Here is a 15911-nt window from a genome sequence, read left to right as displayed (position 1 = left end):
CTGGCGCGCGACTTCGAGAAGTGGATCCTCGCGATCGTGAGCCATGACATCCGCGATCCGCTGGGGGCGATCCAGCTCGCCGGCCACGCGCTGCAGATGATTCCCGACGCCTCCGCGGCGGTGAAGAAGCAGGCGCAGGTGGTGACGCGCGGCGTGAAGCGCATCGAGAACATCGTCGGCGACCTGCTCGACCTCTCGCGCGAGCGCGAGGGCACCGGCATCGGCGTGGAGCCCCGGCCGACGGACCTGCGCGCGATGTGCCAGCACATCATCGAGGAGGTGCGCTCCATCGCCTCCGACCGGCAGATCACCTTCGACTGCGAAGCCGACGGCAACGGCGCCTGGGACGAGCACCGCATCCTGCAGGCGATCTCCAACCTCGCCTCCAACGCCGTCCAGCACGGCAAGCCCGGCTCGCCGGTGCGCCTGCGCCTGACCGGCGACGCGCACCGCGTGGCCATCGAGGTGCACAACGAAGGCACGATCCCGGGCGAAGTCCTGCCGCGCATCTTCGAGCCCTTCCGCTCCGGCCGCCACCATGGCGGCCGCGGCGAGGGGCTGGGCCTGGGCCTCTTCATCGCCAAGGCGATCGCCATCGCCCATGGCGGCGGGCTCGAGGTGGATTCGGCCGAGGGCCGCACCACCTTCCGGCTGGTCCTGCCGCGCAATGCGCAGGCGGCGCTGGTGGCCTGAGCCGCGGACAGGAAAAAGCGGCCCGCGGGCCGCTTTTTCCTGGGCCCCCGCCTGCGCGGGGGTGCCGTTGATCGCGGGCGCGCCGCTTATTCGACCTTCGCCGACTTGCGCAGGTTTTCCTGGAACTGCGCCAGCTTCTGCTGCTGCAGCTGCTGCGCGATCTGCGGCTTGACGTCGTCGAACTTGGGCAGCTGCGCGTCGCGGATGTCGTCGACGCGGATCACGTGCCAGCCGAACTGCGACTTCACCGGCGCCGGGCTGGTCTCGCCCTTCTTCAGCTTGATCATCGCCTCGGCGAACTCCGGCACGTAGCTGGCGGGGTTGGCCCAGTCGAGGTCGCCGCCGTTCTGGCCGGAGCCGGGGTCCTTGGACAGCTTCTTGGCCAGCTCCTCGAACTTCGCGCCCTTCTTCAGGTCGGCGACGATCTTCTTGGCCTCGTCTTCCTTCTCCACCAGGATGTGGCGCGTCTTGTATTCCTTGCCGCCGTTGGCCGCCACGAACTTGTCGTATTCGGCCTTCACCTCGGCGTCGGTCACCGGGTTCTTCTTCTGGTAGTCGGCGAACAGCTCGCGGATCAGGATGGTCTGGCGCGCCAGTTCGAGCTGCGCCTTGTAGTCGTCGCTGGCGTCGAGGCCGCGCTTCTGCGCTTCCTGCATGAAGATCTCGCGGGTGATGACCTCGTCCTTCAGCTGGCCCTGCATCTCGGGGCTGACCTGGCGGCCGGCCTTGGCCAGCTGCTGCTGCAGCATCTCGACGCGTTCCTTGGGAACCGGCTTGCCGTTGACGATGGCGACGTTCTGCGCCGCGGCGGGCAGGGCGATGCCGATGGTGGCCGCGGCGACCGCGGTCAGGAACACTTTCTTCATGGAATTTCCCCTCGGGAAAGATACGGTTTCAGAGCAGTTCGATGGCCAGCGCGTGGATGCCCCGCTCGCGTTGGATATAGTCGCGCAGGGCATCATACACAAGCCGATGGCAGGCCACCTTGCCCTTGCCGGCGAACATCGGCGAGGCGATGCGCACCCGGAAATGGGTGCCGACCCCGGTCCCGTCCTGGCCCGCGTGGCCCAGGTGCGCCGCGCTCTCGTCCAGCACTTCGACGGGCCCGGCGGCCAGTCGTTCCCTCAGGCAGGCTTCCAGCGCCTGCGCGGTGATCCCGGTACCGACAGAATTCACGAATCGCGCGCTCCGGCCTCGGCCTGCTTGCCGTCCTTCATGTAGCGGCTGAGGTACAGCGCCTGCCCGATCACGAACAGCGCCATCAGCCCCAGGCCGCCGAACAGCTTGAAGTTGACCCAGGCGTTGGTGTCGAAGTGGTAGGCCACCCAGAGGTTCAGCACGCCCATCACGGCGAAGAAGGCGACCCAGCTCCAGTTCATGCCGCGCCAGGCGGCCTCCGGCAGTTCGAGCTGGGAGGACATCAGCGACTTCAGCAGGTTCTTGCGGAAGAACAGCATGCCCCCTGCCAGCGCGCCGCCCATCAGCCAGTAGAGGACGGTGGGCTTCCACTTGATGAAGGTCTCGTCGTGGGCCAGGATGGTCGCGCCGCCGAACACCACGATGATGCCCAGGCTCAGCCACTGCATCGGCTCCACCTTGCCGTGCGAATACTTCAGCCACGCGATCTGCGCGATCGTGGCGGCGATCGCGACCCCCGTCGCCACGTAGATGCCCCACAGCTTGAAGGCCGCGAAGAACAGGACGATCGGGAAGAAGTCGAGGAACAGTTTCATTCAGGCTTTCTTCTCTTGCGGCTGGAAGTCCAGCGAGGCGGAGTTCATGCAGTAGCGCAGGTGGGTGGGGGCGGGGCCGTCGGGGAAGACGTGCCCCAGGTGGGCCCCACATTGTGCACAGACCGTTTCGGTGCGGACCATGCCGTGGCTCGTGTCGCGGATTTCCTTGATCGCCCCCGGCACCGCCTGCGAAAAGCTGGGCCAGCCGCAGCCGGCATCGAACTTGGTGCCGGAATCGAACAGCCTGGCCCCGCAGCAGATGCAGTGGTAGCTGCCATCGGCCCACACGCGTTCGTACTTCCCGCTGAAGGGCCGCTCGGTGGCGGCGTGGCGCGTGACCTGGAAGGCGCCGGGCTCCGCGCCCTTGGCCGCCAGGATCGCCTTCCACTCGGACTCGCTCTTGCGGATCGGGAATTCGTCGTCTTTCATGGCAGCATTTTCCTTCCTGCGCCATCGCCCAGGGAGCCTAGGGGAAAGACTTAGCGCGACAGGGAACCGCTCGGAGAGAATGAGCCGCACGAGCTCCTCAGGAGCCGCAGGAGAGGGAGGGATCGAAGAATGAGACGAATTTCGGGGTTGCGCCGAAGGCGCGCCTCCGGCTCCCACCGAGCCGCACGCCGTATCACCCCACGAGGCCGGTGATGGGCGCGCAGGCGCTAAAGTGGGGCCTGGCCCAATGGATCGGCAGTCGCGGGACGCACCGTCCGCTGCGCGCCGTCCTCCAGCACCTCATGAACCATCCCACCGGCACGTCACGCCACGTGCCCGCGCCGCTCGCCGGCCGTCGCATCCTGCTCGCCACCCCCGCCGCCTCGCTCGCAGAACCGCTGCGCCAGGCCGGTGCGGAGGTGCTCCACGCCCGCCCGGGCGCGGCGCTGCCGGGGCAGCTGCGCGCCGCCGGCCGGCTCGACGCCGCCATCCTGGCGCTCGACGCGCCCGAGGCGCTGGAAAGCGCCCGCGCCGTGCGCGCCGGCAACGACGAGTGGGCCGCCATTCCCCTGCTGGGGCTGGCTGCGGATCCGAATGCATGCGCCGAAGCGGCCCGGGCCGCCGGCATCGATGGCTTGCTTGGCGAGCCCCTGGAGACGACCCTGTTGTACGAAACCCTTACCCGCTTCATCACGGGCGGTGCTGCGCGGATGCAGCGCATCCAGCCGGCCGCTCCGGCCCTGGCCACCACGGTCGTTCCCGAAGCGCTGCTGAACGTGCAGCGCCTGCAAAGCTACCAGCGCGTCGGCATGCTGGAGGAAGTCGTGCACGACTACCTGCCCGAACTGCGCCGCCTGCTCGGCAACCTCGAGGAGGCCGCCGCGCGCTGCGACCAGCAGGGCGCGCAGGCCGCGCTGCATTCGCTGCTCGGGATGAGCGGCGAGGCCGGCGCCCAGGCGCTCTACCAGCAGGTGCGCAAGATCTATGTGCCGCTGCTGGAGCACGGCCAGTGGCCGGCCGCGGCCGACTGGCTGCCGCAGCTGCAGCAGCTGGCGGCGCGCACGGAGGAAGCGCTCAAGGCATACTCTGCCGGGCAGGCGCGCTCCGGCGCCGCATGACGCGAGGCGCCGCGCGCGCCCCCGAGGATCGTATGCAGGTTTCCGATTTCGCCGGCGAGGCGCCGGCGGTGCTGTTCGTCGACGACGAGCCGACGTCGCGCAAGTGGTTCGCCCGCGAGTTCGGCGACGAGTTCCGCGTCCAGGTGGCGGGCGGGGCGGACGAAGCCCTGAACATCCTGCGCGAGCGCAGCCAGGAATTCGGCGTCCTCGTCACCGACTACCGGATGCCCGAGCGCGACGGCATGAAGCTGCTGCGGGCGGTGCAGCGCGAGTACCGGCACGTGATCCGCCTGCTGGCCACCGCCTACGCCGAGAAGGACGTGGCGATCGCCGCCGTCAACCAGGGCAAGGTGCTGCGCATCCTCGAAAAACCCCTGGACGGCGAAGCCACCCGCGAGGCCCTGCGCGAGGCGCTGCAGCTGTATCGCACCCAGGCCCTGGAGCGCGTCGTCAACGAGGGCCGGGTGGCGGCCCTGCGCGAGGCGCTCGGCTTCCTCGCCCACGAACTGAACACCCCGCTGGCCACCGTGCGCGGCTACGTCGCTTCGGTGGCGGCGCGCCACCTCCCGGCGGAAGAGGGCAGAGAGCCGGGCGTCGCCCGCTTCTCGGAAGACCATCCCGGCGAGCTCGTGACGGCCCTGGAGCGGGCCGAGCGGCGGGCCCTCTACTGCCAGTCGCTGGTCTCGACTTTCGTTCAATCGGCGCGCGACGCGTACCCGGATGCGACGCCGCAGTCGATCAGCGCCAGCAGCCTCGTCGAGGCGCTGCTGGACGAATTCCCGTTCGAGGAGAACGAGCGCGGCATCGTCACCATGGACGTGCGGCACGACTTCCGCCTGCCCGGGCGGCGCGACCTGCTGTACCTCGTGCTGTGCACGCTGACCAAGAACGCGCTGATCGCGCTGCGCGGCCGCGAGGACCGCCACCTCCGGCTGGAGGTGGACTGCGACAGCACGGCGCCGGCCGGCAAGCGCTGCTGGATCCGGGTGCGCGACAACGGCCCCGGCATCCCGCCGGAGGTGCTCGCCAAGCTCACGCGCGAGCCGGTCACCACCCGCGGCGCCACCGGCGGCAGCGGCATGGGCCTCATGTTCTGCCAGCGCGTGATGCAGACCATCAACGGCTCCATCGACGTGAGCTCCACGCTCGGCGAAGGCGCCGCGGTGACGCTGTTCTTCCAGCCCCATACCCCGAACTAAGCGTTTTCCCGGCCCCTGCGCGACACGACACCTGTCGCGCTGCGGGTAGCATGCGGCCTCGGAAGAATTACCGAGGAGAACACGCATGCTGGGACTGATGCAGAACCAACCCCTGCTCATTTCGGGTCTGATCGCGCATGCCGAGCGCCACCACGGCGACGGCGAGATCGTGTCGCGCCGGGTGGAGGGCGACATCCACCGCTACCAGTGGCGCGACGTCGCCCGGCGCTCGCGCCAGGTGGCCAACGCGCTCGACGCGATGAAGCTGCAGTTCTCCGACCGCGTGGCCACGCTGGCCTGGAACGGCTACCGCCACCTGGAGCTGTACTTCGGCGTCAGCGGCTCGGGCCGGGTGCTGCACACCATCAACCCGCGCCTGCACCCGGAGCAGATCGCCTGGATCGCCAACCACGCCGAGGACCAGGTGCTGTGCTTCGACACCACCTTCCTGCCGCTGGTGCAGGCGATCCACGCCAGGTGCACGACGATCAAGCAGTACGTCGCCCTGTGCGAGGCCGACAAGCTGCCGGCCGACACCGGCATCCCCAACCTCGTGAGCTACGAGGCCTGGATCGGGGCGCAGCCGGCGCAGTACGAATGGCCCACGTTCGACGAGAACTCGGCCTCGAGCATGTGCTACACGAGCGGCACCACGGGCCATCCCAAGGCGGCCCTGTACTCGCACCGCTCCACCATCCTGCACGCCTATGCGGCGGCGCTGCCGGACGTGATGGGCCTGTCGGCGCGCGACGCGGTGCTGCCGGTGGTGCCGATGTTCCACGTCAACGCGTGGGGCATCCCGTATTCGGCCGCGCTCACGGGCTGCAAGGTGGTGTTCCCCGGCCCGGCGCTGGACGGCAAGTCGGTGTACGAGCTGATCGAGGCGGAGCAGGTGACGTATGCCGCCGGCGTGCCGACGGTCTGGCAGATGCTCCTGGGCCACATGAAGCCCAATGGGCTGCGCTTCTCGTCGCTCAAGCGCACGGTGATCGGCGGCTCGGCCTGCCCGCCCGCCATGATCCACGCCTTCCGCGAGGACTACGGCGTGGAAGTGCTGCACGCCTGGGGCATGACGGAGATGAGCCCGCTCGGCACCCTGTGCACGCTGAAGAACAAGCACCTCACGCAGTCGCCCGAGGAGCAGATGCAGATCCGCCTGAAGCAGGGCCGCGCGATCTACGGCGTCGACATGAAGATCGTCGGCGACAGCGGCGAGGAGCTGCCCTGGGACGGCAAGACCTTCGGCGACCTGTACGTGAAGGGCCCGTGGGTCGTGCGCGAGTACTTCAAGGGCGAGGGCGGCGACCCGCTGGTGAACGGCTGGTTCCCCACCGGTGACGTGGCCACCATCGACCCCGACGGCTACATGCAGATCACCGACCGCAGCAAGGACGTGATCAAGTCCGGCGGCGAGTGGATCAGCTCGATCGACATCGAGAACATCGCGATGGCGCACCCGGCGGTGCAGATGGCCGCCTGCGTGGGCATGCGCCACCCGAAGTGGGACGAGCGCCCGGTCGTGGCGGTGGTGAAGAAGCCCGGCGCGGAGGTGACGCGCGAGGAGCTGCTGAAGTTCTACGAGGGCAAGATCGCCAAGTGGCAGGTGCCCGACGACGTCGTGTTCGTCGATTCCATCCCGCTCGGCGCCACCGGCAAGATGCTGAAGACGCGCCTGCGGGAGCAGCTGAAGGACTACAAGCTGCCGACGGCGTGAGGCGCCACGGAGTCGCTCACGCGACTCCGTCCAGCGAACTCTGTCACCGCGACGCCATTCAATGCTGCCCTTTACGGGCATTCCCTGACCGTGGCGGTCGGCCCCGAAATGTACGCTCCCAAGGTTGTTGCCTACAACCAAAGGAGCAGGCTATGAGGACCACCTTCCAGGCGATCGCCGCGACCGCCATCGCGCTGGCTGCCGGCGCCGCTTTCGCGCAGAAGGGCGAGACCGTGCGCATCGCCTTCATGGATCCGCTGTCGGGTCCGTTCGCCAACGTGGGCCAGAACCAGCTCAAGAGCTGGCAGTTCGCCGCCGAGAAGCTCTCCGCCAGGAACCCCGCGGGCGTCAAGTTCGAGGTGGTCGGCTTCGACAACAAGGGCTCGCCGCAGGAAAGCCTCAACACCCTCAAGGCCGCCATCGACCAGGGCTTCCGCTACGTGACGCAGGGCAACGGCTCGGGCGCCGCGACCGCCATCCTGGAAGCCGTCGCGAAGCACAACGAGCGCAATCCCGGCAAGGAACTCGTCTACCTCAATTACGCCGCGGTCGACCCGGCGCTGACCAACGAGAAGTGCGACTTCTGGCACTTCCGCCTCGACGCCGACACCTCCATGAAGATGGAGGCGCTGACCTCCTTCATGAAGGAGCAGCCCAAGGTCAAGAAGGTCTTCCTGCTGAACCAGAACTACTCGCACGGCCACCAGGTCGCCAAGTTCTTCAAGGACGCGATCGCGCGCAAGCGTCCCGACGTGCAGATCGTCGGCGAGGACCTGCACCCGATCGGCCAGGTGAAGGACTTCGCGCCCTACGTGGCCAAGATCAAGCAGGCCGGCGCCGACACCATCGTCACCGGCAACTGGGGGCAGGACCTGACGCTGCTGGTGAAGGCGCTCAACGACGCCGGCCTCAAGATCCCCATGTACACCTACTACGCCGGCGTGACCGGCACGCCCACGGCGCTGGCCGCCGGCGGCGACAGCGAGGTCTACGTGGTGGCCTACGGGCATGCCAACCACACCGGCGAGCTGGGCCAGTTCGGGCAGGAGTTCAACAAGAAGTTCAAGGACGACTACTACACCTACGCCACCTACAACGGCATCAACCTGCTGTCGGCGGCCATGGCCAAGGCGAAGTCCACCAACCCGGTGCAGGTGGCCAAGGCGATGGAAGGCCTGTCGGTCAAGAGCTTCGCCGGCGACGTGACCATGCGCGCGTCCGACCACCAGCTGCAGCAGTCGATGTTCATCACCAAGTGGCAGAAGGCGAAGAAGGGCGAGTACAGCGTGGAGAACACGGGCTACACCTTCGTGCCGATCAAGCAGATGGACCCGTACGTGTCGTCCACCCCCACCAGCTGCCAGATGAAGCGGCCGGCGGCGGGCTGACCCCCGCGCGGAAAGCGAGCCGGGACCTTGACGTCCCGGCTTTTTTTTGGGTGCCGCAGCCGGCAGAATGCGGCCTCGACAACGAGACCACGAAAACCGCGCGAATGGAGTTCTTCACCATCTCGCTGCTGAACGGCATCAGCTACGGCCTGCTGCTGTTCATGCTCAGCTCCGGGCTCACGCTGATCTTCAGCATGATGGGCGTGCTCAATTTCGCCCACGCCAGCTTCTACATGCTGGGCGCCTATTTCGCCTACACGCTCACGCAGTTCGTGGGCTACTTCCCCGCGCTCTTGCTGGCGCCGGTGCTGGTGGGCGTGCTCGGGGCGCTGTTCGAGAAGTACGCGCTGCGCCGGGTGCACAAGTACGGCCACGTGCCGGAACTGCTGATCACCTTCGGCCTGTCCTTCATCGTGCTGGAGATGGTGCAGCTGGTGTGGGGTACGAGCTCGGTGGACTACCGGGTGCCGGCGCTGCTGTCCGGGCCGCTGTTCACCCTCTACGGCACGCAGTTCCCGCTGTACCGCGGCTTCATGATGGTGGTGGCGGTGCTGATGCTGGTGGCGATCTGGCTGCTGCTCACGCGCACCCGCATCGGGCTGGTGATCCAGGCGGCGCTGACGCACGCCGACACGGTGGAGGCGCTCGGTCACAACGTGCCGCGCGTGTTCATGCTGGTGTTCGGCGGCGGCTGCGCGCTGGCGGCGCTGGCGGGCGTGATCGGCGGCAACGCCTTCGTCACCGAGCCCGGCATGGCGGCCACCGTCGGCTCGGTGATCTTCGTCGTGGTGGTCGTGGGCGGCATGGGCTCGCTGGCCGGCGCCTTCGTCGCCTCGCTTCTGATCGGGATCATCCAGACCTTCGCCGTCGGCATCGACGCCTCGCTGATGGGCGCGCTGCAGGCCGGGGGCTGGACGGTGACGCCCCAGACCTTCGGCTACGCGCTGTGGAAGCTGAAGATCTCGCAGATCGCACCGATCCTGCCCTACGTGTTCCTGGTGCTGATCCTGATCTTCCGCCCGAAGGGCCTGCTCGGGACGCGGGAGGGATGATGGCCCGCAGCAAGGATTACTACGAGTTCAGGCCCTACAACGTGGCGCGCTGGGTGATCTGGGGCGGCTACGCGCTGCTGCTGCTGGTGGCGCCGCTGGTCTTCACCAGCAGCCTCGCGCACACCATGCTGTCGCAGATGGGGATCGCGATCATCGTCTGCCTCTCGTACAACATGCTGCTGGGGCAGGGCGGCATGCTCAGTTTCGGCCATGCGGTGTATTCGGGCATGGGCTCGTTCCTCGCGATCCACACGCTGAACCTGGTGGCCAAGGGCGGCTGGCCCATCCCGGTGAGCCTGGTGCCGGTGGTGGGCGGGCTGGCGGCGCTGGTGTTCGCGATGCTGTTCGGCTACGTCACCACCAAGAAGGCGGCGACGCCCTTCGCCATGATCACGCTGGGCATCGGCGAGCTGGTGTGGGCCTCGGCGCTGATGTTCCCCGAGTTCTTCGGCGGCGAGGGCGGCATCTCCAGCAACCGCGTGGCCGGGCCCAAGCCCCTGGGCATCACCTTCGGGCCGCAGATCCAGCTCTATTACCTGATCGCGGTCTACACCTTCGTCTGCACCGCGGCCATGTACGCCTTCACGCGCACGCCGCTCGGGCGCATGCTCAACGCCGTGCGCGACAACCCCGAGCGGGTGGAGTTCGTGGGCTACGACACGCAGAAGGTGCGCTACTTCGCCTTCATGATCTCCGCCTTCTTCGCCGGCATCTCGGGCGGCCTCGCGGCGCTGAACTTCGAGATCGTCACCAGCGAGGTGGTGAGCGCGCCGCGCTCGGGCGCCTACCTGCTCTTCACCTTCCTCGGCGGGGCCACCTTCTTCTTCGGTCCCATCATCGGCGGCGTGCTGCTGGTGCTGGCCGGCGTGCTGCTGTCGGAGCTGACCAAGGCCTGGCTGCTGTACCTGGGGCTGGTGTTCCTGTTCATGGTGATGTACGCGCCGGGCGGCATCGCGAGCCTGATCATGATGAACGTGCGCGTCGCGGCGTTCGGGCGGCTGAAGGAGCTGTGGGTCAGCTACCTCGGGCTGGCCTTCACGGCCCTGGTGGCGCTGCTGGGCGCGGCGGCGATGATCGAGATGGTCTACCACCTGCAGCTCAATGCGGCCCTGGGGCCGAAGCTGCAGTTCCTGGGCGCGACGCTCGACGCCAAGGGCGCCGACAGCTGGTTCGGAGCGCTGTTCGTGCTGCTCACCGGGGTGGCGATGTTCGAGCTGGTGCGCCGCCACTACGTGCGGCAGTGGGGCGAGATCCAGGAATTCATCGAGAAGGAAGTGAAGAGAAGGGAAGCCCTGTGAGCGGCACCGTCGCACTGGAACTCAAGGACGTCCGCAAGAGCTTCGGCCGCACCGAGATCATCCGCGGCTGCAGCCTGCGGGTGGCGCAGGGCGAGCGCGTCGCGGTGATCGGCCCCAACGGCGCCGGCAAGTCGACGCTGTTCAACCTGATCTCGGGCCGCTTCGCGCCCACCAGCGGCGAGGTGCTGCTCAACGGCCACCGCATCGACGGCCGCAAGCCGTTCGAGATCAACCGCCTGGGGCTCTCGCGCAGCTTCCAGATCACCAACATCTTCCCCAAGCTCTCGGTGTTCGAGAACCTGCGCTGCGGCGTGCTGTGGAGCCTGGGCTACAAGTACACCTTCCTGAAGTTCCTGGCCGACCTGGACGACGCCAACGAGCGCGCCGAGCAGTTGCTGGAGATGATCCGCCTGCACAAGAAGCGCGACGTGCTGGCGACGAACCTCACCTACGCGGAGCAGCGCGCACTGGAGGTGGGCATCACGATCGCCGGCGGCGCCAACGTGATCCTGCTGGACGAACCCACCGCGGGCATGAGCCGCGCCGAGACCCGGCGCTTCATCGACCTGATCAAGGAGGCGACGGCGGGCAAGACCCTGCTGACCGTGGAGCACGACATGGGCGTGGTGTTCGGCCTGGCCGACAAGATCGCCGTGGTGGTGTACGGCGAGATCATCGCCTACGACACACCCGAGAACGTCCGGGCCAACCAGCGCGTGCAGGAGGCCTACCTCGGCTCGGTGATCGCCGCGCAGCAAGAGGGGGGGCACTGATGCTCTCCGTGCGCAACCTGCACGCCTTCTACGGCAAGAGCCACGTGCTGCACGGGGTGCACTTCGAGGTGGGCGAGGGCGAGATCGTCGCGCTGCTCGGTCGCAACGGCTCGGGGCGTTCCACCACCGGCAAGGCGATCATGGGCATGGTGGAGTGCACCGGCGAGGTGGTCTGGAAGGGGCAGCCCCTGGTGGGCCGCAAGCCCTACGAGATCGCCCACCTGGGCATCGGCTACGTGCCCGAGAACCGCGACATCTTTCCCCGGCTCACGGTGCACCAGAACCTGATGCTGGGGCAGAAGAGCGCGCGCCAGAAGGGCCGCTGGAGCTTCGACGACATGTACGGCATGTTCCCGCGCCTGAAGGAGCGGCAGCACACCGAGGCCGGCGTGCTCTCGGGCGGCGAGCAGCAGATGCTGACGCTGTGCCGCACCCTGATGGGCGACCCGGACCTGATCATCATCGACGAGCCCACCGAGGGCCTGGCGCCCAAGATCGTGGAGCTGGTGGCCGAGTACCTGAAGGCGCTCAAGGCGCGCGGCGTCTCGGTGCTGCTGATCGAGCAGAAGCTCACCATCGCGCTGTCGATCTCCGACCGTGCCCTGGTGATGGGCCATGGCTCCATCGTGTTCCAGGGCACGCCCGAAACCCTGCGCGCCGACGCCTACGTGCGCAAGGAGTGGCTGGAGGTCTAAACCTCCCCTACCGCGCCGCCGGCTCCGCTTCTCGTTGCGGCTCCGGCTCGGGCGCCGGCGCCGTGTCCAGGTTCAGCACCCGGGCCAGCTCCGCGCTCAGGATCTCCGGCTGGATCGGCTTGGTGAGATAGCCGTTCATGCCCACGGCCAGCGCGCCCTCGCGCCACGAAGGCAGGTCGTTCGCGCTCAGCGCCAGCACCGGGATGGAATTCACCGGTGCCGGCCGCTCGCGGAGGGACCGGGTGGCCTCGATGCCGCTGATGCCGGGCATCTCCATGTCCATCAGGATCGCGGCCGGCTGCGCGCCCTCGTCGATGATGCGCAGCGCCTCCTGGCCGTGACGGGCTTCGATCACCCGCAGATCCAGCTCGCGCAGGCGCGCCTTGACGATCGCGCGGTTGAAGGCGCTGTCGTCCACCACCAGCACCGTGCGGCCGCCGAAGCTGACCGGCGCCGACGGCGGGGCGGCTTCCGGTGTTGGCAGGTGCAGCTGCGCGCCCTGGGCCGTTTCGGGGAAGGTGAGGGTGAATTCCGTGAAGCGCCCGAGCTCGGATTCGCAGGCGATGTCGCCGCCGAAGGCGCGCATGGCGCGGCGGCAGAACGCGAGGCCCAGCCCCGTGCCCTCGCTCTTGCCGAAGGAATGGAATTCCTCGAACAGCTCGGGCAGGCGGTGCGGCGCGATGCCGGGGCCGGTGTCGCGCACCACGATGCGGTGCACCGGCGCGGCTTCCACCGAGATGGTGATGCTCGCGTCCGGGTGCAGCGGCAGGTAGTACAGCGCGTTCTTCAGCAGGTTGAAGAGGATCAGCACGCAGGCCGTCTCCTCGCCGCGGAAGGTGAAGTCGCCCGCGACCTGCACCTCGACGCGCGCGCGCTGCTCCACGCTCTCGTACGCGTATTCCTGCACCGCCTTCTGCACGCACATGGCGGCGGACAGCAGCGTGAAGGTGCTGCTGTCCAGGGTCTTGCCGTTCACCTGCTGCAGCGTCAGCGTGATCGCCTGCAGCCCGCGGTGGGCCGCGTTCGTGCCCTGCGCCAGCTCGCGCGCGATGGCATCGAGCTGGTGGCGCGGCACCGTCACGACGTCGGCGGCGCCGCGGGGCAGCAGCGACTGCGCCGTGCGCATCGAGTGCTGCACCTGCGCCAGCGGATTGCGCACCTCGTGGGCGATGGAGCCGGCCAGCCCCGAATACAGGCGGCGCAGGCGTTCGAGCTCGGCGCGCCGCTCGACGTATTTCGAGATGCTGCCGCCGGCCACCAGGATCAGGCACAGCGGAACCCACCAATAGAGGAATTCGAGCGGGAATTCGGAAGCGGGCCGGGTGGCCAGGAAGTAGGCCGTACTGGCTCCGTAGCCGCCCAGGATCATCAGCAGCGTGTTGCGCCAGTCCGTCAGCAGGATGACGAGCATGGCGCCCAGCATCATGTTGACCACCGTGTTCGGCGCGCCCTGGTTCTGCAGCAGCGACAGCGGCATGAAGAACGCCAGGCAGTAGAAGACGGTGGCGTAGGAGTAGGGCAGGTAGAAGCGGGCCAGCGGCTGCGGCCACCAGCGCCGCAGGGCGAGCAGCAGGCAGGTGGCGATGGCGGGCACGCGGAACCAGACGTCGTCCCACCGGGGCGGCAGCTTGCCGGTGAAGCGCACGAGGTAGAGGGCGGAAAAGGCGATCACGCCCACCACGCCGATCCAGTCGAGCAGGGACGAGTTGGTTTCGTGGTGGAAGCGGTAGGAGCGCGCCAGTTCGCGGACGAAGCGCTTCAGACGGTCCATGGTTCCCTCCTCCGCGGCTGCGCCGCGTTGTGTATCGTGCATGGCCTGGCCACCGTCCCTGCCTCAGGCGCCGATCACGTCGGCCAGGGTCGTGCGCAGCGGCACCGCGGAATCGCCGTGTGCCACGCCGGTGGACGGCGGCTCGCCGGGCTGCGCCTCGGGCAGCGGCACGGGCAGGTGGAGGGCGCGCGCCACGTCTTCGACGCGGCCGTGCACGAGGGCGTAGCGCGTGCCGCTGGCGCCGGTGGCGGTGACCAGGGTGCGCATGCCGACGCGGCGCCACAGGCGCGCCATCGCGAGAGTGGTGGTGGCGTGGAAGTGGCGCACGTCGCCGCGCTGCATCAGTTCTTCCAGCGTGACCGACAGGCATTCGAGCAGCAGGTCCGGGTGGCGGTCCTCCGGCGCCATGATCACGCGGCCCACTTCCCAGCTGCCGTCGCCGAGGATGGCGGCATCGAAGGGCATCTTCTCCAGCAGGCGCTCGGCGCCCGTGAGGCCGTGCCCGGTGGGCACGAAGCGCAGGGTGGCGACCGGACGGCCTTCGCGGTAGACGGCGGTGACGAGCCCGATCTCGTCGCGCGTCTGCTCGAAGGGCTTGAGCCCGAGGCCGAGATCCTGCTCGACCCCGAAAGCGGCATGACGACGCAGACCCGCGATCGCGTGGCGCTCCGCCTCGGTGCGCAGCAGGCGCAGCCGCAGGCCGGGCACGTAGGAGGCATGGTCCGGATCCAGGCCCGCCAGCGGCAGCAGCAGCGGGTCAGCCAGCCATTCCGTATCGCGACCGCTGGGGAAATTCGTCATCGTCGTCATTGGTGGTTCCTCCTTGAATTTGCTTTCGTCTTCCTGTCCATCGAAGCAGTGCGCGCGTAGCGCCAGCATGCAGCATGCCAAGAAAGGCGGAGGATGACTACGAAGCTCAAGCTTCCTTAAGGAAATCCACTAAGGTCCGCCTGCGAAAGCGACGCGAAAAGGCGTCTGAAATGCTGAATGCGGCGCCCCGTGTGCACCTTCGACTGACTCGGCACGCAGGGAATTGAAGCGAGCCGGTGCCGGAGCGGAGCACGCCTGGCGACATATCAGATGCCGGCCGAATGGCTGGCGGGCTGAAACGCCTCGTTGCCTGTTTCGAGGCTCAGCACTCGCGCCAATTCCGTCCGCAAGAGTTCCGGATGCAGCGGCTTGGTCAGGTAGCCGTCCATGCCTGCGGCAAGCGCCATGTCGCGCGAGGCGGGCAAGTCGTTGGCGCTGACGCCGAGCACCGGGATCGCATTGACGGGGGCGGCCCGCCTGCGCAGCGCCCGGGTGGCCTCCACGCCGCTCAGGCCCGGCATCTGCACATCCATCAGGATCGCCGCCGGCCGGGCGCCGTCGTCGATGATCCGCAAGGCTTCGCTGCCGTGCTGGGCCTCGATGCAGTCCATGCCCAGTTCACGCAGCCTCGCCTTGACGATGGCGCGGTTGAACGCGCTGTCGTCGACGACCAGCACCGTGTGGCCGGCGAGTTCCACGCCCGGCGGCGGCAGCAGGGTTGTCGGCGGGGCCGGCGGGGCCTCGGCCGGCGCCGGCGGGAAGACCAGGGTGAACTCGGTGAACTCGCCGGGCTCGGACTCGCAGCGGATGTCGCCGCCGAAGGCCTGCATGGCGCGGCGGCAGAACGCGAGCCCCAGGCCCGTGCCCTCGGACTTGCCGGCCGACTGGAATTCCTGGAACAGCCGCCCGCGCAGTTCCGGCGCGATGCCGGGCCCGCTGTCGCGCACCACGACCTGGTGCTCCGGCGTGCTGTCGATGGAAATCAGGATGATGGCTTCCGGATGCAGCGGCAGGTAATAGAGCGCGTTCTTCAGCAGGTTGAAGACGATCAGCACGAAGGCCGTCTCGTCGCCGATGAAGGTGAAGTCGTCCCGCACCTGGATGGCGACGCGCGCGCGCTGCTGCGCGTTCTCGTACGCATATTCGTCCACCGCCTTCTGCACGCACGTGGCAGCCGACAGCGGCACGAATTGCGCCGTGTCGAAGGCCCGTTCGCTGAGTTGCTGCAGCGTGAGGGT

16 protein-coding genes are annotated in these 15911 nt (G+C 68.2%); 9 read left to right on the top strand and 7 right to left on the bottom strand.

Annotation, left to right across the window (positions count from 1 at the left end; all coding sequences use genetic code 11):
- Nucleotides 1-693 (top strand): HAMP domain-containing sensor histidine kinase (locus VFM98_RS03335; protein ID WP_325108482.1); only part of this gene is annotated, 693 nt, incomplete at its 5' end.
- Between the two features lie 86 nt (nucleotides 694-779).
- Here the strand turns inward: VFM98_RS03335 and VFM98_RS03330 are convergent.
- From VFM98_RS03330 to msrB, 4 genes are read right to left on the bottom strand one after another with little or no spacing between them, the layout of a single operon-like run.
- Nucleotides 780-1559 carry a peptidylprolyl isomerase gene (locus tag VFM98_RS03330; RefSeq protein ID WP_325108481.1) on the bottom strand — a complete coding sequence of 260 codons (780 nt, stop codon included), beginning with the start codon at nucleotides 1557-1559 and terminating at the stop codon, nucleotides 780-782.
- Between the two features lie 28 nt (nucleotides 1560-1587).
- On the bottom strand, nucleotides 1588-1869 hold the full coding sequence (locus VFM98_RS03325) for a BolA family protein (RefSeq protein ID WP_325108480.1): 282 nt from the start codon (nucleotides 1867-1869) through the stop codon (nucleotides 1588-1590).
- Nucleotides 1866-2426, bottom strand: a complete 561-nt coding sequence (locus VFM98_RS03320; protein ID WP_325108479.1) for a septation protein A — start codon at nucleotides 2424-2426, stop codon at nucleotides 1866-1868. The genes VFM98_RS03325 and VFM98_RS03320 overlap by 4 nt, the downstream gene beginning before the upstream one ends.
- Entirely contained in the window at nucleotides 2427-2855 is a 429-nt protein-coding gene (msrB, locus tag VFM98_RS03315) for a peptide-methionine (R)-S-oxide reductase MsrB (protein WP_325108478.1), read from the bottom strand. It lies immediately after the preceding gene.
- Between the two features lie 302 nt (nucleotides 2856-3157).
- Between msrB and VFM98_RS03310 the strand changes: the two genes are divergently transcribed.
- The 8 genes from VFM98_RS03310 (at nucleotide 3158) to VFM98_RS03275 (ending at nucleotide 12092) form a co-directional block, all read left to right on the top strand.
- Nucleotides 3158-3973, top strand: a complete 816-nt coding sequence (locus VFM98_RS03310) for an Hpt domain-containing protein (RefSeq protein ID WP_325108477.1) — start codon at nucleotides 3158-3160, stop codon at nucleotides 3971-3973.
- Between the two features lie 32 nt (nucleotides 3974-4005).
- Entirely contained in the window at nucleotides 4006-5172 is a 1167-nt protein-coding gene (locus VFM98_RS03305; protein ID WP_325108476.1) for a hybrid sensor histidine kinase/response regulator, read from the top strand.
- An 85-nt stretch (nucleotides 5173-5257) separates the two neighbouring features.
- Nucleotides 5258-6886: a 3-(methylthio)propionyl-CoA ligase gene (locus VFM98_RS03300; RefSeq protein ID WP_325108475.1), complete on the top strand. Its 1629-nt coding sequence runs from the start codon at nucleotides 5258-5260 to the stop codon at nucleotides 6884-6886.
- Between the two features lie 152 nt (nucleotides 6887-7038).
- A complete protein-coding gene (locus VFM98_RS03295; RefSeq protein ID WP_325108474.1) occupies nucleotides 7039-8274 on the top strand; it encodes a branched-chain amino acid ABC transporter substrate-binding protein in 1236 nt (411 codons plus the stop codon).
- Between the two features lie 104 nt (nucleotides 8275-8378).
- Nucleotides 8379-9326 (top strand): branched-chain amino acid ABC transporter permease, encoded by a 948-nt coding sequence (locus VFM98_RS03290; protein WP_325108473.1) that lies wholly within the window; start codon nucleotides 8379-8381, stop codon nucleotides 9324-9326.
- Nucleotides 9326-10624, top strand: a complete 1299-nt coding sequence (locus VFM98_RS03285; protein ID WP_325108472.1) for a branched-chain amino acid ABC transporter permease — start codon at nucleotides 9326-9328, stop codon at nucleotides 10622-10624. The genes VFM98_RS03290 and VFM98_RS03285 overlap by 1 nt, the downstream gene beginning before the upstream one ends.
- Nucleotides 10621-11397 (top strand): ABC transporter ATP-binding protein, encoded by a 777-nt coding sequence (locus VFM98_RS03280; protein WP_325108471.1) that lies wholly within the window; start codon nucleotides 10621-10623, stop codon nucleotides 11395-11397. Before VFM98_RS03285 ends, VFM98_RS03280 begins: the two co-directional genes overlap by 4 nt.
- Nucleotides 11397-12092, top strand: coding sequence for an ABC transporter ATP-binding protein (locus tag VFM98_RS03275; protein WP_325108470.1), 696 nt, complete (start codon nucleotides 11397-11399; stop codon nucleotides 12090-12092). Before VFM98_RS03280 ends, VFM98_RS03275 begins: the two co-directional genes overlap by 1 nt.
- Nucleotides 12093-12099: 7 nt before the next feature.
- Here the strand turns inward: VFM98_RS03275 and VFM98_RS03270 are convergent, their stop codons facing one another.
- The 3 genes from VFM98_RS03270 to VFM98_RS03260 all read right to left on the bottom strand — a co-directional run.
- On the bottom strand, nucleotides 12100-13863 hold the full coding sequence (locus VFM98_RS03270) for an ATP-binding response regulator (RefSeq protein ID WP_325108469.1): 1764 nt from the start codon (nucleotides 13861-13863) through the stop codon (nucleotides 12100-12102).
- Nucleotides 13864-13926: 63 nt separating this feature from the next.
- Nucleotides 13927-14673: a hypothetical protein gene (locus tag VFM98_RS03265; RefSeq protein ID WP_325108468.1), complete on the bottom strand. Its 747-nt coding sequence runs from the start codon at nucleotides 14671-14673 to the stop codon at nucleotides 13927-13929.
- Between the two features lie 266 nt (nucleotides 14674-14939).
- Nucleotides 14940-15911, bottom strand: a 972-nt coding sequence (locus VFM98_RS03260; protein ID WP_325108467.1) for an ATP-binding response regulator, incomplete at its 5' end; no start/stop codon positions are given.

The sequence above is a fragment of the Ramlibacter sp. genome (assembly GCF_035706265.1).
Taxonomy (GTDB): Bacteria; Pseudomonadota; Gammaproteobacteria; order Burkholderiales; family Burkholderiaceae_C; genus Ramlibacter.
Note: the sequence above shows the minus strand (reverse complement) of the source record. Positions and strands in the feature narration are given on the sequence as shown.